Source organism: Streptomyces niveiscabiei (genome assembly GCF_033794345.1).
Classification (GTDB): Bacteria; Actinomycetota; Actinomycetes; order Streptomycetales; family Streptomycetaceae; genus Streptomyces; species Streptomyces niveiscabiei.
Map to the genome: position 1 here is coordinate 348,227 of NZ_JARAYJ010000005.1, position 16,756 is coordinate 364,982.

General features: G+C 74.2%; 15 protein-coding genes and 1 pseudogene. 7 read left to right on the forward strand and 9 right to left on the reverse strand.

The window, feature by feature from the left end; genetic code table 11:
* Nucleotides 1-15: 15 nt before the first annotated feature.
* Nucleotides 16-783, reverse strand: a complete 768-nt coding sequence (locus PV682_RS09880; RefSeq protein ID WP_319726210.1) for a glycerophosphodiester phosphodiesterase — start codon at nt 781-783, stop codon at nt 16-18.
* Nucleotides 780-1,442 carry a membrane protein YczE gene (gene yczE / locus PV682_RS09885; RefSeq protein ID WP_055721427.1) on the reverse strand — a complete coding sequence of 221 codons (663 nt, stop codon included), beginning with the start codon at nt 1,440-1,442 and terminating at the stop codon, nt 780-782. The genes PV682_RS09880 and yczE overlap by 4 nt, the downstream gene beginning before the upstream one ends.
* 98 nt (nt 1,443-1,540) lie before the next feature.
* Here yczE and PV682_RS09890 point away from each other — a divergent pair, with 98 nt between their 5' ends.
* On the forward strand, nt 1,541-3,040 hold the full coding sequence (locus PV682_RS09890; RefSeq protein WP_319726214.1) for an SCO1417 family PLP biosynthesis transcription factor: 1,500 nt from the start codon (nt 1,541-1,543) through the stop codon (nt 3,038-3,040).
* A 79-nt stretch (nt 3,041-3,119) separates the two neighbouring features.
* Here PV682_RS09890 and PV682_RS09895 read toward each other — a convergent pair whose 3' ends face one another.
* Both PV682_RS09895 and PV682_RS09900 read right to left on the reverse strand, forming a co-directional pair.
* Nucleotides 3,120-4,685 (reverse strand): P-loop NTPase family protein, encoded by a 1,566-nt coding sequence (locus tag PV682_RS09895; protein WP_319726217.1) that lies wholly within the window; start codon nt 4,683-4,685, stop codon nt 3,120-3,122.
* A gap of 34 nt (nt 4,686-4,719) precedes the next feature.
* The gene (locus tag PV682_RS09900) at nt 4,720-4,914 is read right to left on the reverse strand and encodes a hypothetical protein (RefSeq protein WP_010357990.1); all 195 of its coding nucleotides are present in this window, start codon (nt 4,912-4,914) and stop codon (nt 4,720-4,722) included.
* A gap of 272 nt (nt 4,915-5,186) precedes the next feature.
* Between PV682_RS09900 and PV682_RS09905 the strand changes: the two genes are divergently transcribed.
* From PV682_RS09905 to PV682_RS09925, 5 genes and pseudogenes are all read left to right on the forward strand, one after another.
* Nucleotides 5,187-5,579, forward strand: coding sequence for an ankyrin repeat domain-containing protein (locus PV682_RS09905; protein ID WP_319726220.1), 393 nt, complete (start codon nt 5,187-5,189; stop codon nt 5,577-5,579).
* 336 nt (nt 5,580-5,915) lie between these two features.
* Entirely contained in the window at nt 5,916-7,334 is a 1,419-nt protein-coding gene (locus PV682_RS09910) for a HEAT repeat domain-containing protein (RefSeq protein ID WP_319726223.1), read from the forward strand.
* A gap of 224 nt (nt 7,335-7,558) precedes the next feature.
* Nucleotides 7,559-8,689, forward strand: coding sequence for a glycosyltransferase family 4 protein (locus tag PV682_RS09915; protein WP_319726226.1), 1,131 nt, complete (start codon nt 7,559-7,561; stop codon nt 8,687-8,689).
* A 260-nt stretch (nt 8,690-8,949) separates the two neighbouring features.
* A pseudogene (locus tag PV682_RS09920) lies at nt 8,950-10,119 on the forward strand (glycosyltransferase); the annotation flags it as partial.
* A gap of 152 nt (nt 10,120-10,271) precedes the next feature.
* Nucleotides 10,272-11,138 carry an SGNH/GDSL hydrolase family protein gene (locus tag PV682_RS09925; RefSeq protein ID WP_319726228.1) on the forward strand — a complete coding sequence of 289 codons (867 nt, stop codon included), beginning with the start codon at nt 10,272-10,274 and terminating at the stop codon, nt 11,136-11,138.
* Between the two features lie 128 nt (nt 11,139-11,266).
* On the opposite strand, the gene PV682_RS09930 is transcribed toward PV682_RS09925, so the two are convergent.
* The 5 genes from PV682_RS09930 to PV682_RS09950 all read right to left on the reverse strand — a co-directional run bounded on the left by PV682_RS09930 (nt 11,267) and on the right by PV682_RS09950 (nt 15,857).
* Nucleotides 11,267-12,136 (reverse strand): 5-oxoprolinase subunit C family protein, encoded by an 870-nt coding sequence (locus PV682_RS09930; protein ID WP_319726231.1) that lies wholly within the window; start codon nt 12,134-12,136, stop codon nt 11,267-11,269.
* On the reverse strand, nt 12,133-12,816 hold the full coding sequence (gene pxpB / locus PV682_RS09935) for a 5-oxoprolinase subunit PxpB (RefSeq protein WP_319726234.1): 684 nt from the start codon (nt 12,814-12,816) through the stop codon (nt 12,133-12,135). Before pxpB ends, PV682_RS09930 begins: the two co-directional genes overlap by 4 nt.
* A 163-nt stretch (nt 12,817-12,979) precedes the next feature.
* Entirely contained in the window at nt 12,980-13,729 is a 750-nt protein-coding gene (locus tag PV682_RS09940; protein WP_319726237.1) for a LamB/YcsF family protein, read from the reverse strand.
* The gene (locus PV682_RS09945) at nt 13,726-14,601 is read right to left on the reverse strand and encodes a putative hydro-lyase (RefSeq protein WP_319726240.1); all 876 of its coding nucleotides are present in this window, start codon (nt 14,599-14,601) and stop codon (nt 13,726-13,728) included. Before PV682_RS09945 ends, PV682_RS09940 begins: the two co-directional genes overlap by 4 nt.
* The gene (locus PV682_RS09950; protein ID WP_319726242.1) at nt 14,598-15,857 is read right to left on the reverse strand and encodes an MFS transporter; all 1,260 of its coding nucleotides are present in this window, start codon (nt 15,855-15,857) and stop codon (nt 14,598-14,600) included. Before PV682_RS09950 ends, PV682_RS09945 begins: the two co-directional genes overlap by 4 nt.
* 135 nt (nt 15,858-15,992) lie before the next feature.
* Here PV682_RS09950 and PV682_RS09955 point away from each other — a divergent pair, with 135 nt between their 5' ends.
* Nucleotides 15,993-16,697, forward strand: a complete 705-nt coding sequence (locus PV682_RS09955) for a GntR family transcriptional regulator (protein ID WP_109362906.1) — start codon at nt 15,993-15,995, stop codon at nt 16,695-16,697.
* Nucleotides 16,698-16,756: the final 59 nt, after the last annotated feature.

Genomic DNA, 16,756 nt, shown 5'->3' on the forward strand with positions numbered 1-16,756 from the left:
CGCCGCGCGGGGGGCTCAGGCCCAGACGCCCCGCTCCCGCATGACCTCGCGCAGCGTGTCGATGTGATCGGTCATGATGCCATCCACGCCGAGGTCCAGAAGCCGGTGCATGCGGCCGGGTTCGTTCACCGTCCACACGTGGACCTGGAGCCCGCGCGCGTGCGCGAGGCGCACGAAGCGCCGGTCCACCACCTGGATGCCCGACTGCGCCTCCGGCACCTGCGCGGCGACCGCCGTACGCCGCAGGGCCGCGGGCACGCCCCAGGACCGCAGCCGCAGGTTCAGCACCCCCCGGGTGCCGTACGACGTGGCCAGGCGCGGGCCCGCCAGGCGCTGGGCGCGGATCACGCGGGCCTCGGAGAAGGAGCCGACGCAGACGCGGTCCCAGGCGTTCGCGCGGGCGATCAGGTTGAGCAGCGGGTGCATCGCGGGCTCGGCCTTGATGTCGACGTTCCAGCGGACCTCGGGGAACGTCTCCAGCAGCTCCTCGAAGAGCGGTACGGGCTCCTCGCCGCCCACGCGCGCGCGTGCGACGTCCTTCCACAGCAGGTCGGCGATCCGTCCGGCGCCGTCGGTGACCCGGTCGAGCGTGGAGTCGTGGAAGGCGACCAGCTTGCCGTCGCGCGTGGCGTGCACGTCCGTCTCGATGTACCGGTAGCCCAGCTCCACCGCGCGCCGGAACTGCGCCACGGTGTTCTCCAGGCCGTCCGCGGCCCCGCCGCGGTGCGCGAACGGGATGGGCCCCGGGTGGTCGAGGTACGGGTGGCGTATCAGCGTGGTCACCGCGGCAGTATGGCCCCCTCCGGTGTCCCGGTGGCAACGGCCGCGCTGCCGCGCGGTGCCGGCGCGACGGCGAACACCTTCAGGAACACCTGCGCCAGCGGCCCGATCGCCAGCGCGTACAGCACCGTCCCGGCCCCGAGCGTCCCGCCCAGCGCGAACCCGGTCACCACCACGGCCACCTCGACCGCCGTCCGCATCAGCCGGATCGAGCGGCCGGTACGCCGGTGCAGCCCCGTCATCAGCCCGTCCCGCGGCCCCGGACCGAACGCCGCCGCGATGTACAGCCCGGTCGCCACGCCGTTCAGGACGATCGCGGCGGCCATCAGCGGGACCCGTACGGCGAGGCCGTGCGCGTCGGGGACGAGCGCGAGGGTGGCGTCCATCGCGAGGCCGATCGCGAAGACGTTGGAGACCGTGCCGAGCCCCGGACGCTGGCGCAGCGGGATCCACAGCAGCAGCACCAGCGCGCCCACGACGATGGCGACCTCGCCGATCGTCAGCCCGGTCAGCTCCGCGAGCCCCTGGTGGAGCACGCCCCACGGCTCCAGACCGAGCCCCGCGCGGACCAGGAGCGCCGAGCTGACGCCGTACAGCGCCAGCCCGACGTAGAGCTGCACGAGACGGCGTCCCAGACGGTGACGCGTGACCGAGGCGGACAAGGGGACCCCCTGGTAGTGAAAGTGGACTGGTGCGTGTCACTCTGTGGGGGGATGCGTGACGCATCCAGGGCCAATTCGGGGAAGGTGGACTGATCTTTATGGCGCAGTGGACCTCGGCGGTGGGGCCCGCGCAACTCGCGCGGCTGCTGACGTCCCAGCAGGAGCGTCCGGCCGGGCCCGGCACCCGCCGTCCGCCCGCCTACCGCGCGCTCGCCGACGGCGTACGCCTCCTCGTCCTGGAGGGCCGCGTCCCGGTCGCCGCGCGCCTGCCCGCCGAACGCGAACTGGCCCTCGCGCTGTCCGTGAGCCGTACGACCGTCGCGGCGGCCTACGAGGCGCTGCGCGCGGAAGGGTTCCTGGAGTCGCGGCGCGGGGCCGGCAGCTGGACCGTCGTCCCCGCCGGCAACCCCCTGCCCGCGCGCGGGCTCGAACCGCTCGCCCCCGAGGACCTCGGGTCGATGATCGACCTGGGCTGCGCGGCCCTGCCCGCGCCCGAGCCGTGGCTCACCCGCGCCGTCCAGGGCGCCCTGGAGGAACTGCCGCCGTACGCGCACACGCACGGCGACTACCCGGCGGGCCTGCCCGCCCTGCGCGCGATGATCGCCGAGCGGTACACCGCGCGCGGGATCCCCACCATGCCCGAGCAGATCATGGTGACGACCGGCGCGATGGGCGCCATCGACGCGATCTGCCACCTCTTCGGCGGGCGCGGCGAACGCATCGCCGTCGAGTCGCCGTCGTACGCCAACATCCTCCAGCTCATGCGGGAGGCGGGCGCGCGGCTGGTGCCCGTCGCGATGGCCGAGGGGCTCGCCGGGTGGGACATGGACCGCTGGCGGCAGGTCCTCAGGGAGGCCGCCCCGCGCATCGCCTACGTCGTCGCCGACTTCCACAACCCGACCGGCGCCCTCGCCGACGACGACCAGCGGCGCCGGCTCGTGGAGGCCGCCCGGTCCGCCGGGACGGTGCTGGTCGCCGACGAGACGATGACCGAGCTGTGGCTCGACGAGGACGTCTCGATGCCGCGCCCCGTCTGCGGGTTCGACCCCGCCGGGTCCACCGTGATCACTGTCGGCTCGGCCAGCAAGGCGTTCTGGGCCGGGATGCGCATCGGCTGGGTGCGGGCCGCCCCCGACGTCATCCGCAGCCTCGTCGCCGCGCGCGCGTACGCCGACCTCGGTACGCCCGTCCTGGAGCAGCTCGCCGTCAACTGGCTCTTCTCGACGGGTGGCTGGGCGCAGGCCGTCGAGCTGCGGCGGATCCAGGCCCGCGAGAACCGGGACGCCCTCGTCGCCGCCCTGCGCGCCGAGCTGCCCGCCTGGGAGTTCTCGGTGCCCCGGGGCGGGCTGACCCTCTGGGTGCGCGCCGGGGGGCTGTCGGGGTCGCGGATCGCCGAGGCGGGGGAGCGGGTCGGGGTGCGCGTGCCGTCCGGGCCGCGGTTCGGGGTGGACGGGGCGTTCGAGGGGTACGTGCGGCTGCCGTTCACCGTGGGGGGCGCGGTGGCGGACGAGGCGGTGGCCCGGCTGGCCGCCGCGGCGCGGCTGGTGGAGAGCGGGCGGTCGGGGGGCGGGGAGACGCCTCGGACGTTCGTGGCGTGAGTTTCGGGGCGTGAGTTGCGTGGCGTGAGTAAGGGGCGCTCTCCCTGGAGAACGCCCCTTACCTCTCTGTCCTAGCGCGTCACGCCTTCTCCAGTGACACCGTCTCCACCGACACCGTGTCGTCGTCCAGCAGCGGTGCGCTGCGCGGGGGCAGGAGGTCCAGGACCGCCTGGCGGTCGGCGTCGCTGGTGGCGTCGTCGTACGGGTCCGGGGTCGCCGGGACCTGGAGGCGGTGGACCGGGCCGGTGCCGAGGCGGGCGTAGCCGCGGCCCGGGGGCATGTGGTCGACGGGGGTGGTGTGCGGGGGTGCGCCGAGGACGGCCGCCAGCTGGTGGGGGGAGGCCGGGCCGAGCACCACACGCGCGCGCGTGTGCTGCCGTACGGCGTCGCCGAGGGCGTCGAGCGCGTCGAACTGTTCCGTCACGACCACGGTGACCTGGGCGGCGCGGCCGTGCCGGAGGGGCGTCTGGAGGTGGGTCTGGGGGTCCTTCTGGCCGTCGGTGGCCGCCAGGTGGGTGAAGGCGGTCGGGCGGTCCAGGAGGAGCCACAGGGGGCGCTTGGTGTCCTCGGGCGGGGGGTGGCCCTCCTGCCGGGCACGGTTCGCGGCGATCAGCCGCCGTTCCGTCTCCTGCGCCGCCCACTCCAGCGCGGTGAGCGCCCCGGCGAGCCCGACCTCGACGCCGAGGACGCCGTCGCGGCCGGTCAGGCACGCGTACTCGCCGGTGCCGCCGCCGTCGACGATGAGGACGTCGCCGTACCGCAGGGCCTGGAGGGCGATGGAGCGCAGCAGGGTGGAGGTGCCGGTGCCGGGCTGGCCGACGGCCAGCAGGTGGGGTTCGGTGGAGCGGATGCCGGTGCGCCAGACGACCGGCGGGACGTCGCGGTGCTCCTCGCCGTGGGTGAGGGGGAGCGTGCGCTGGGTGTGGGAGGGGTCGGTGAAGCCGAGGACCGTCTCGCCGGGCGCGGTGACGAAGCGCTGGGCGGCGAGGTCGGTGGGGAGCGGGTCGAGGACGTCGACGCCGAGTTCGTTGCCCTCCTCGTCCCAGGCGAAGAGGTACTCGCGGCCCCGGCCGGCCTTGGCGGACAGGAGCTGCTCCACGCGCGCGCGTGCCTCCGGCTCGCCGTCCGGGAAGTACGCCGGGTAGCGGATGCGCAGGCGCGCGACGCGCCCGGAGTCGTCGAAGTCGTACGCCGGGAACGCCTTCTCCCAGTCACCGCCGTGGGCGTACAGCGGGGAGGGGTCCTCGGCGGTGGAGAAGTACGGGACGAGGGCCTCGTACAGGGAGCCGAGGCGGGCCGTCTGGGCCTCGTCGGGGCCTTCCGGGGCCGGTGGGGTGCGGTCCCGGCCCTGCCAGGCCGCCGCCGCCATCAGCGCGACGACGGCGAGCAGCGGCCCGTACGGCACGAACGCCACGACCAGGACCACCGAGGCCACCAGGAACAGCAGCGGTCCGCGCTTGTCCTTGGGGGTCTCGGTCCATCTGCGCCGCCCGGCCGAGGCCAGCCGGCGCAGCCCGCGCGAGATGGTGATCAGCGGGTGGAGGACGTCGGTGGCGCTGTCGGCCGCCGTCCGGGCCAGCTCCCGGCTCCGGGCGATCTGCGCGCTGCCTGTGCTCAGAATGCGGGGGAGAGGGCGCCGGGCCACTGCTGTCTCCTGGAGGTGCGTACGGGATGGGTGGTCAGAACTTGATGCCGCCGAGCAGGCTCGCGAGGCTCTCGCCGCCGGCCTTGATGCTGGGGGCGATGGCCGTGGAGGCCATGTAGAAGCCGAAGAGCGCGGCCACCAGCGCGTGGGACGCCTTGAGCCCGTCCTTCTTGAAGAACAGGAAGACGATGATGCCGAGCAGGACCACGCCTGAGATGGACAGGATCATTTGAGTTCTCCTGGCTAGGGGGGACAGTCACCATGAGTACTTCCAGGCTCACAGGATGTATCTATACGATAAAAGGTGCAAAAGGGTGAATTGGTGAGAATTTCCACCGTTCGGGGTAACTCTGCTTGCGCCACCTGAAGGGGATGATTGCCTCGAACGGTCCTGTTCGTGATCTTTGCCACGGCGGGCGCCGCCCATGTGCGTGACGAGCCAGTACCCTGTCGATTCACCCGTACGGCACAGCGCCGGCATCCGAGAGGCGGTCCGAACCGATGGCTGAAGCCCCCGACCCCGAGGTCGTGGAGCTGGCGACCAAGATCTTCGATCTGGCCCGGCAGGGTCGGACCGAGGCGCTCGTGGCGTACGTGGACGCGGGCGTTCCGGCCAACCTCACCAACGACCGCGGCGACACCCTCGTGATGCTGGCCGCCTACCACGGCCACGCCGACGCCGTCCGGGCCCTCCTGGAGCGCGGCGCGCCCGCGGGGGACGTCAACGACCGTGGCCAGACCCCCCTCGCGGGGGCCGCGTTCAAGGGTGAGACGGAGGTCGTACGGGTCCTCCTGGCGGCCGGCGCCGACCCCGCCGAGGGCACCCCCTCGGCCGTCGACACCGCCCGCATGTTCGGCCGAGCGGAGCTTCTGGAGCTGTTCGGCGTTGGGTGAACAACGGCCCTGAGGGCGGCTGTTCACCAGGTGATAAACAGATTTTCGGCAGGTAAATCGACCACAACGGGGGAGGCGGTACCAAGCCGCCGGATATTTCGGTCGCGGCAGGCAGAACGGCCGGGTCATCATGACGTCGTGATTCACGGACATGATGGCTGGGCAGGTGTTGCCGCACCGCGTGGGCCGTGACGCGGCCCGCATGGGCCACCGACGAGAGGCAGAGGAAGATGGTCTACAGCAAGCAAGAGACGGCGGGCGCCCCGACGTGTTGTCACGCGGCCAGGTAGTGCACGATCCCCGGTTGCGTCGACGCTTGATGTGAGGCTGTTTCCCATGTTCGATCCGGTCATAGCGCCCAGCGGAACCCTGCTCGGCCTCCTCCAGAGGGGCCGCGGCGACGGCACGCTGCACGCGCTCACCGCACCGCGCGCCGAGGCGCTCGCGGCCCTGAACCACTGTGTGCTGCGCGATCCACGCCACGACTGGCAGGTGGAGAACCGCTCCCTGTACTACGCCCGTCTCTACCTCGACCTGAACGGCGAGCTGGACGACATCGAGGCGCATCTCTTCGACGCCGAGGACGCCTTCGACACCGAGGAGTCCCGTACGGGCCTGGCCCTCGCCGTCCTCGGCCACCTCGCCTCGTACGGCAGGCGCGACGCCCTGTGGCTGCTGCGCCGGTACGCCACCTCGGGCGCCAACTGGTCCTGGGCGCTCGACGAACTCGCCCTGCGCGACGACGACACGGGCCTGCGCGCCCTCGCCATGCCCGTGCTCGCCCGGTTCGCCACCGACGCCGAGGGCGAGGCCGAACTCGCGGCGACCGTCCGCGACGCCTTCGAGCCCCGGCCCTGGCGGCTGTGGGCCGAGGATCCGCGCGAGTACGTCTCCGCGCGTGTGCGCGCCGCCCAGGAGACCGGCTGTTTCGACCGCTGGCAGCGCCAGATGAGTCCCAGCGGGCCACGCCCCGGCTGGAGCGTCGCCGCCGTCTTCGAGTGGGCCCAGCAGGGCGTCGAGCGCGGCGCCGCGCTCCATGTGCCCGCCGCTCGCTGTCTCGCGGCCGTCGCGGGCCCCGAGGACCGTCCCGAGATCCTGCGGGCCGCCCAGGACGGCACCGAGGGCGCCCGCTGCACCGCGCTGCGCTACCTCGCCGACAGCCACGACCCCGCCGTCCTCGACCTCGTCGAACAGGCCGTCGCCACCGGCACGACCCCTGTCGTCGAGGCCGCCGTCGACTCCTTCGAGCGGATGCGGTCCGTCGCCGCCGTCGACCGCGCGCGCGGGTGGGTCCACCGGCCCGACCCGCTCGGCGCCGCCGCCGGACGCGTCCTCGCCTGCCGGGGCGCCACCCGCGACAGCGACCTCGTCCTCGGCGCCCTGCGCGAGGCCGTACGCGGGGACGGATGCGACGCGACGACCCTGTGGCCCCTGATCGACGGCGCCCGGCGGCTCGGCATCGTCTGCGCGGCCCCCGTCCTGCGGCACATCTACCGCGAGACCGCCTCCTCGCACCTGCGCGGCCACTGCGCACAGGCGCTCGCCGCCACCGACCCCTCCTTCGCCACCGGCTTCGCCGTCGAATGCCTCTGGGACTGCGAGGAGACCACCCGGGAGGTCGCCGCCCGCCACGCCGAGACCGGCGACGCGCGCGTGGTGGAGCGATTGCGCCGGCTCGCCGCCGACCCCGCCGAGGAGGCGGAGGTCCAGACGGCCGTACGGAGCCGGATCGGCCCGGACACGGCCGCCATGTGACCGCTTCCGATTTCGCGTGATCGTTCTTGATCGGAACAGGCTCCCCCGTGTGATCGAAACGGGCCCCCTTCCGCCCGCCGGGTGAACACCCGACGACCCTCGGGTCAGACGGACATGGACACCGTCTGACCTGCTCGGGTGTGCAGCTCAACGCTCATGCGGCGTTCGTCGTTCGGAAAGATCCACTTTGACGCGTTCACGTCCGGCGCGGAGACAACACCCGTATGCGTGTCGTCATCGTGACCGAATCCTTTCCCCCCGACGTGAACGGCGTGGCCCACTGCGCGCTCCAGACCGCCCGGCACCTCGTAGATCGCGGTCACGCCCCCGTCGTCGTCGCCCCGGCCCCCGCGCCCGGGCACCGGCCGGACGCCTCGGCGCCCTGCCCCGTCGTGCACGTCCCCTCCCTCCCGCTCCCCGGCTACCCCCAGGTCCGCGTCGCCCTCCCCAGCCGACGCCTCGCCGCGACGATCGTCGACCACCGGCCCGACGTCGTCCACCTGGCCAGCCCCTTCGTCCTCGGCGTGCGCGGCATGGCCGCCGCCGCCAAGTTCGGCGTCCCCGCGCTCGCCGTCTACCAGACCGACCTCGCCGGCTACGCCCGCACCTACATGGGCGCCGGAGAGGCCGCCGCCTGGCGCCGCATCCGCTCCGTCCACTCCGCCGCCGACCTCACCCTCGCGCCCTCCAGCGCCTCCCTGCACGACCTCTCCGCCCACGGCGTGCCCCGCGTGAAGCTCTGGCCCCGCGGCGTCGACACGGTACGGTTCCGTCCCGACCTCCGCGACGACGCGGTCCGCCGCGAACTCGCGCCCGACGGCGAGACGATCGTCGGCTATGTCGGCCGGCTCGCCCCCGAGAAGCACATCGAGCTCCTCTCCGGCGTCTGCGCGCTCCCCGGCGTCAAGGTCGTCGTCGTGGGCGACGGGCCCAGCCGGCCCGCGCTCGCCGAGCAGCTCCCCGGCGCCGTCTTCCTCGGCCGCCGCACCGGCGACGAACTCGCCCGGATCTTCGCCTCCCTCGACGTCTTCGCCCACACCGGGCCCTTCGAGACGTTCTGCCAGACCGTCCAGGAAGCCATGGCCAGCGGCGTCCCGGTCGTCGCACCCGCCGCCGGCGGGCCGCTCGACCTCGTCGCCGACGGGCGCACGGGGCTGCTCTTCCCGGCGGGCGACCGCGACGCCCTGCGGGACGCCGTCGCCGCCCTCGCCGCCGATCCCGCGCGCAGGACGTCGTACGGCGCCGCCGCGCGCGCGATGGTCGAGGGGCGGACCTGGGCCGCCGTCGGGGACCAGCTCATCGGGCACTACGCGGACGTGCTGGCCGCGCGGCGTCGGCAGGCGGTGGCGGCGTGAACCGGGAGCCGGACGAGGGGCTGCGTCGGCGTGAGGACGTGGGCGGGCGCGAGGGGGTGCGGGGGGTCTCCGGGGCTGAGGGTGCCTTCGAGGGGCTGGGCGCGGCCTCCGGGGCGCCTGAGGGGGCCTCTGAGGGCCTGCGTGCGGGCTCCGGGGTGGAGGGCGCCTTCGATGGCCCGGGTGAGGACTTCGGGGCGCCTCGGGGTGCCTTCAAGGGGCCGCGTGAGGGCTCCGGGGGGCGTCGGCGCGCGCGTTCGGGAATCCGCGAGGGCGACTGGCCGCGGGCCGTCCGTAACGGTGAGGGGCTGCGGATCGTGCGGCTCGCCAACTTCGTCGCGCCTGCCTCCGGAGGGCTGCGCACCGCCCTGCGTGAGCTCGGCAAGGGGTTCCGCGAGGCGGGGCACGAGCCCGTGCTGATCGTTCCCGGGCCCCGCCACACCGACCAGGACACCGAGCAGGGGCGGGTCATCACCCTGCCCGGGCCGGTCGTCCCCGGGACCGGCGGGTACCGCGTGCTCACCGACAAGAGCCGTGTCGCGCGCCTCCTGGAGGAACTCGGCCCCGACCGGCTGGAGGTCTCCGACCGGACGACCCTCAGGTGGACCGGCCGCTGGGCACGCCGCGCGCGCGTGCCCGCCGTGATGGTCTCCCACGAGACCGCCGACGGCGTCCTGCGCACCTGGGGCCTGCCCGAGGGCGCCGCCCGGCGCGCCGCCGACGCCCTCAACGTCCGTACGGCGCACACCTACGCGCGCGTGGTGTGCACCACCGAGTTCGCCGAGCGGGAGTTCGTCCGCATCGGGGCCCGCAACGTCGTCCGCGCCCCGCTCGGCGTCGACCTCGTCCAGCGCCACCCCTCGCTGCGCGACCCCGCCCTGCGGGAACGGTACGCGCGCGCCGACGAGGTCCTCCTCGTCACCTGCACCCGCCTGTCCGTCGAGAAGCGGCCCGGTACGGCGCTGGACGCCCTGGAGGCGCTCCGCGCGCGGGGCGTTCGGGCCCGGCTCGTCGTCGCCGGGGACGGGCCGCTGCGGGCCCGCCTCGAACAGCGGGCCCAGGGGCTGCCGGTGACGTTCCTCGGGCACGTCGGCGACCGGGGCGTCCTCGGGGCGCTCCAGGCGTCCGCCGACGTGTGCCTCGCCCCCGGGCCCGCCGAGACCTTCGGGCTCGCCGCGCTGGAGGCCATGGCCTGCGGGACGCCGGTCGTCGTCAGCGCCTCGTCCGCGCTGCCCGAGGTGATCGGGGGCGCGGGAGCCGTCGCCGCCGACCGGGGGGAGGCGTTCGCGGACGCCGTCGAGTCGCTTCTCGCGCGGCGCGAGGAGGAGCGGCGCGGGGAGGCTCGGGCGCGGGCGGAGTGCTTCGGGTGGGAGGGGGCGGTGGACGCGTTCCTCGCCGCTCACGATGCGGCGGTGCCGTGTCGGTCCGGTGGGGTGGGGAGGGTTGCGACGATACCGTTGCGTTCTGACGTTGACGATGCGACGCAACCGTCTCGTCCCGACGTGTCTGACGCAGCGGTCCTGTCTCGTCCCGACGTGTCCGACACGACGGTCCCGTCCCGTCCCGGCGTCTCCCGGAGCCTCGCGTGAACCCCGTCCGTTTCGTCGCTCTCGGGGACTCGCTGACCGAAGGAGTCGGCGACCCCGTGGGCGAGGGCTGGCGCGGCTGGGCGGCGCTCCTCGCGGGCGGGCTCAGCGGGGAGCCGGTCGCCTTCACCAACCTCGCCGTCAGCGGGGCGCAGACCCGGGACGTGGTGGAGCGCCAGCTCCCGACGGCCCTGGCGCTGCGGCCCGACGTCGCCTCCGTCGTCGTGGGCGTCAACGACACCCTCCGCTGCACCTTCGACATCCAGGCCGTCGCCAACCGGCTCGACACGGTGTACGGCGCCTTCGCGGGCCGGGGCGTGACCCTGCTGACCGCGTGCCTGCCCGACCCGGGGGAGATGCTGGGCCTTCCGGCCGCCCTCGCCCGCCCCCTGGCCCGGCGCCAGCGGGCCGTCAACACGGTCGTGCACGCCCTGTCCGAACGGCACGGCGCTGTCCATCTGCACGCCGCCGAGGGCGCCTGGATCAGCGACCGGACGATGTGGAGCGCCGACCGGCTGCACCCCGGTGAACGGGGGCACCGGCAGCTCGCGACACGGTTCCACGCGCTGCTCCGCGAGTCGGGGCGGGCGACGGGGCCCGCGCCGTCCCCCGACCCCGAGTTCCCGGCGCCGACCCGGTCGGCCGGCCTCTGGTGGCTCGCCACCCAGGGCAGCGCCTGGGTGGCCCGGCGGTGCACCGATCTGCTGCCTCAGCTGCTGACCCTGGCCGCCGACGAACTGCGCCACCGCGCGCGGGGGACCAGCGCGCGGCTGGATCTGCGGGCCGCGGCAGCGGTTTCGGCGGCGTTGGGGGCGGTTTCGGTGGGCGCCGCCTCGGTGGGGGAGAGGCGGGCGGACGTGGCGTGAGCGGTTGACGGCAGGAGGTCCGCGTCGGCGCGGGCGTTCACAGCGCCGAGTCCGGCACGGTGAAGGCGCGCCACGCGTTCACGGCGTCGAGCCAGGCACGGCGGACGCCCGCGCGCGCCCTCGGCCCTTCACCGCCGCCGCACCTCCACGAACCGCACCGGCGTCCCCGGCACCGCCTGAGCCGCCGCCGCGAGATCCCGCGCGCGGACGACCGCGATCACCGGATACCCCCCGGTGGTCGGGTGGTCGGCGAGGAACACGACCGGATGCCCGTCCGGCGGGACCTGCACGGCGCCCAGGACCATGCCCTCGCTGGCGAGTTCACCGGTCCTGGCCCGCTCCAGGACGGGCCCCTCGGTGCGCAGGCCGATGCGGTTGCTGGCCGGGGAGACCCGGTACGCGCGCGTGGTGAACGTTTCGAGGGCCCGGGGGGTGAACCAGTCGGCGCGGGGGCCCGGGGTGACGTGGAGGACCAGTTCGGCGGGCGGCGCCGGTCGGGGCGCCGTGTCCACGCGCGCGCGTGGAGGCGACGGACAGCCCAGAGGGAGGACCGTGCCGTTCGCCAGCGGCGCGGGGCCCAGGCCCGACAGGAGGTCCGTGGACCGGCTGCCGAGGACGGGTTCGACGAGGAAGCCGCCCGAGACGGCGACGTACGAGCGGACACCGGACGTCACCGCGCCGACCTCCAGCAGCGCTCCGGCCGGGACGTGGACCGGGGCACTCCAGGGCGCCGGACGCCCGTCCACGGTCACCGCGCAGGGCGCGCCCGCGACGGCCACGGTGACCGTGCAGCGGGGGCGCAGGGCGCAGCCGTCGAGGGTGGTCTCCAGGACGGCGGCGGAGGTGGGATTCCCGACGAGCCGGTTGACGAGGGCGGCCGTACCGGGGTCCAGCGCGCCGGAGCGCGGTACGCCCAGGTGGGCGTGGCCGGGGCGGCCCTGGTCCTGGAGGGTGGTGAGAACGCCGGCGCGGACGACGGCGAGAGCGCGATCGGTCACGTCCGGGCTCCAGGATCCACACGGCCCACGGCGACGTCCTGCCCGGCCGGGACTTCACGGCCCACCGGAACGAACCGCACGCGCGTCCCCGGCGACAGCAGCGCGGCCGGCGTGCGCGTGTGGTCCCACAGCACCGCGTCCGTCGTGCCGATCAGCTGCCAGCCGCCCGGCGAGGAGCGCGGGTACACGCCGGTGTACGGGCCCGCGAGGGCGACCGAGCCGGCGGGGACGGCGGTGCGTGGAGTGCTGCGGCGGGGCACGTCGTAGCGCGCGGGCAGGCCCGTGAGGTACCCGAAGCCGGGGGCGAAGCCGCAGAAGGCGACGCGGAACTCGGTGGACGCGTGGATGCGGGCGACCTCTTCCTCGGTGACGCCCCAGTGCGCGGCGACGTCGGCCAGGTCCGGGCCGTCGTAGCGCACCGGGATCTCCACGGCCGCCTCGGTCCGCGCGGCGACCGGCGGGATCTCGGCGCCCGCCAGCTCGGCGGCGAGCCCGGAAGGGTCCGTGAGGCCGTCCAGGAGGACCGTACGGGCCGCGGGGACGAGTTCACGGACCGCGAGCAGTCCGGCGGAGCGGCGACGGCTCAGCTCGGCGTGCAGCGCCTCGGCCTCGGCGCCGGAGGACACCTCGACGAGGAGCGCGTCGTCGCCGACGGGGAGGATGCGGAGGTTCGTGCTCATGGGTGCCTCTCCCGGCCGGCCCGTACCTGTGCCCGCGTCGGTGGCCTGCCGGGGCCGTGTTCCCGCCGTCCGCCCCGTACGGCGGTTCCGCGCGGCCGGCCCTGCGCGGGGCCCTCACCGCGACCGCCCTCACGCGCGCCTCTCACCTCGACCGTAACTCTCCTCACGCGAACGCCCCCACCCGCACGCCCGCCTCCTCCAGCCGCTCCCGCACTCTGCGTGCGAGGTCCACCGCCCCCGGCGTGTCCCCGTGCAGGCACAGCGACCGCGCCCGGACCGCGACGGAACCCCCGGTCCGGGAGAGAACGTGCCCCGACGACGCGAGGGCGAGGGAACGTTCGACGACCGCTTCGGGGTCGTCGATGACGGCCCCCTCCTGCGTGCGCGGGACGAGCGTCCCGTCGTCCGTGTAGGCGCGGTCCGCGAACGCCTCCGGCACCGCCGTCAGTCCCGACCGCTCCGCCAGCTCAAGGAAGCGGGAGCCCGGCAGGCCGAGCACCGGCAGGGGGCCCGCGAGGAGGACGCCGTCGACGACCGCGCGCGCCTGTTCCTCGTCGTGGACGATCCGGTTGTAGAGCGCGCCGTGCGGCTTGACGTACGCCACGCGCGCGCCCGCGGCCCGCGCGAAGACGTCGAGCGCGCCGATCTGGTACGCGACCTCCGCGGCGAGCTCGTCGGCCGGGACGTCCATCGCGCGCCGCCCGAACCCGGCGAGGTCCCGGTAGGAGACCTGCGCGCCGATCGTCACGCCGTTCTCGGCCGCCAGCGCGCACACGCGCCGCATGGTGACCGGGTCCCCGGCGTGGAAGCCGCAGGCCACGTTGGCGCTGGTGACGACGGACAGGAGCCGTTCGTCGTCGGTGAGCCGCCAGCGGCCGAAGCCCTCGCCGAGGTCGGCGTTCAGATCGATCATGCTGTCTCCTGCCGGAGGCCGGGGCGAGGGCCGAGGTCGAGTGCGGGTGAGCCCACGCGGTAATGATCGTCCCGCGCGTCCGTGAGGAACATCTGTCCCGGCGCGTGCGTGAGGGCGAACGGCGGGCGCGAGGCCATGACCGCTGCCTGCGGGGTGACGCCGCAGGCCCAGAACACCGGGATGTCGTCCGGTCCGGCGTCCACCGGGTCGCCGAAGTCGGGCCGGGCGAGGTCGGCGATGCCGAGCCCCGCCGGGTCGCCCAGGTGTACGGGGTCGCCGTGCACGGCGGGCAGCAGCCCGGTCTCCCGTACGGCCGTCTCCAGGTGCCGGGCGGGCACCGGGCGCATGGACACCACCAGGGGGCCCGACAGGCGCCCTGCGGGGCGGCAGGGGCGCTCGGTGACGTACATCGGGACGTTGCGGCCCTGCTCGGTGTGGCGCATCGGGACGCCCGCCCGGGTAAGCGCGGACTCGAACGTGAAACTGCACCCGATGAGGAACGCGACCAGGTCATCGCGCCAGTACGCGCGCGCGTCCGCCGGCTCGTCCGCCAGTTCCCCGTGCCGCCACACCCGGTAGCGCGGCAGATCGGTCCGCAGGTCGGCGCCCTCGGCGAGCGGCGTCGTCCAGGAGCCCGCGTCCGTCACGTCGAGCACGGGGCACGGCTTCGGGTTGCGCTGGCAGAACAGCAGCATGTCGTACGCCCAGTCGGCGGGGACGGCGATCAGATTGGCCTGGGTGTGGCCCGCCGACACGCCGGCCGTGGGTCCCGAGAGGCCCTCCCGGAAGCGGGCGCGGGCGGTTTTCGGGCTCCACGCGTGTGCGCGCGGGTCGACGGCGGCCACGGGACGGTCGTACGAAGTCGCCTTCACGTCAGTGTCCTTCCCTTGGTCTCCGGCAGGCCCAGGAGAGCCAGTGCCGCGATGCCGTAGCCGATCGCGCCGAAGACAAGGGCGCCGCCGACGCCCCAGCTGTCGGCGAGGAAGCCGACGGTGGTGGGGAAGACGGCGCCGACCGCGCGGCCGGTGTTGTACGTGAAGCCCTGGCCGGTGCCGCGCACGGCCGTCGGGTACAGCTCGGCGAGGTAGGAGCCGAAGCCGCTGAAGATGGCCGACATGCAGAACCCGAGGGGGAAGCCGAGCACCAGCAGGAGCGTGTTCGCGCCGGGCGGGATGTTCGCGTACGCCAGGACGCAGACCGCCGACAGGAGTGCGAACACCCAGATGTTGCGCCGCCTGCCCAGCCGGTCGGTGAGGTAACCACCGGTCAGGTAGCCGAGGAAGGCGCCCGAGATCAGGAACGTCAGATAGCCGCCCGTCCCGACGACCGACAGGTTCCGGTCGTTCTTCAGGTACGTCGGCACCCAGGTCGCCAGCGTGTAGTAGCCGCCCTGCACGCCCGTGGAGAGCAGCCCGGCGAACAGGGTCGTCCGCAGCAGAGGCCGCTTGAAGATGGCCGTGAACGAGCCCCTGCTGGCGCTCTGTTCGCGTACGGCGACCGCCTTGGGGGCGTCCTGGACGCGGCGGCGCATCCACAGCACGAGGACGGCCGGCAGGGCGCCCGTCCAGAACATCACGCGCCACGCGAGGTCGTCGTCGAAGACCGAGAAGACCAGCGTGTACACGATCGCGGCGAGTCCCCAGCCGACGGCCCAGGAGGACTGCACCGCGCCGAGCGTGCGCCCCCGGTGCCTGTCGCTCGCGTACTCGGCGACCAGGATCGCGCCGACCGCCCACTCGCCGCCGAAGCCGAGGCCCTGGAGGGCACGGAAGACCAGCAGCGTCTCGTACGTGGGCGCGAAGCCGCAGGCGACGGTGAACACGGCGTACGTGACGACGGTGATGATCAGCGCGCGCACGCGCCCGATGCGGTCGGCCAGCACGCCCGCGACGGCGCCGCCGACCGCCGAGACGACCAGGGTGACGGTGGTGAACAGGCCGGTCTGGCCGCTGTCCAGGCCGAAGTACGCGGCCAGCGCGACCATGCTCAGCGGCAGCGTGAAGTAGTCGTACGAATCGAGGGCGTAGCCGCCGAACGCGCCCGCGAAGGCGCGCCGGCCCTTCGGCCCGAGCGCGCGCAGCCAGTTGTCGGCGTCGGTCGTGGGGGAGTGCGTGTCGGTCGTGCTCATGGGACACCTCGCAGGGAGTGCGTGGGGATGAGCCGTGCGGGACCTGGCCAGGATGCGTAGCAAGGTAGAGGATCGTTGAACGATCCTTCAATACCCATGTTGTTTCGTTGAGATGTCTGCGGTTGAATTCCGGGCATGACGGAGCGGGTGGAGCAACGGGCGGGACTGGCGGACGATCGCGCGCTCCTGGGGCGCACCAGCACGGCCGAACGGGTCGCGGACATCCTCCGCAGCCGCATCGCCGAGGGCTACTTCCTGCCCGGCACCCGGCTCTCCGAGGACAGCATCGGCGGCGCCCTCGGCGTGTCGCGCAACACCCTGCGCGAGGCGTTCCGGCTGCTCACCCACGAGCGGCTGCTCGTCCACGAACTCAACCGGGGCGTCTTCGTGCGCGTCCTGACGGTCGAGGACGTCGAGGACATCTACCGCACGCGCGCGCTGATCGAGTGCGCCGTCGTCCGGGGCCTCGGCGAGCCGCCGTACGCGCTCGACGCGCTCGCGGCCGGGGTCGCCGACGGGGAGGCGGCGCTGCGCGAAAGTGACTGGAAATCGCTGGGCACCGCCAACATCCACTTCCACCGCGCCCTCGTCGCCCTCGCGGGCAGCGAGCGCACCGACGAGTTCATGCGCGGCGTGTTCGCCGAACTCCGCCTCGCCTTCCACCTGGTCGACGACCCGCGCGCCCTGCACGAGCCGTACCTGACGCGCAACCACCAGATCCTCGAGGCGCTCCGGGCGGGCGACCGGGACGGGGCGCGGCGGCTGCTGGTGACCTACCTCCGGGATTCACGCGAACGAGTGACAGAGGCGTACGAACGCCGTGTGTCAGACATGCCCTAGTACGCCCCGGGATCCACCGGCGCACCCCGGCGTTTGGGTCGTTGTCAGACCGAGGACCT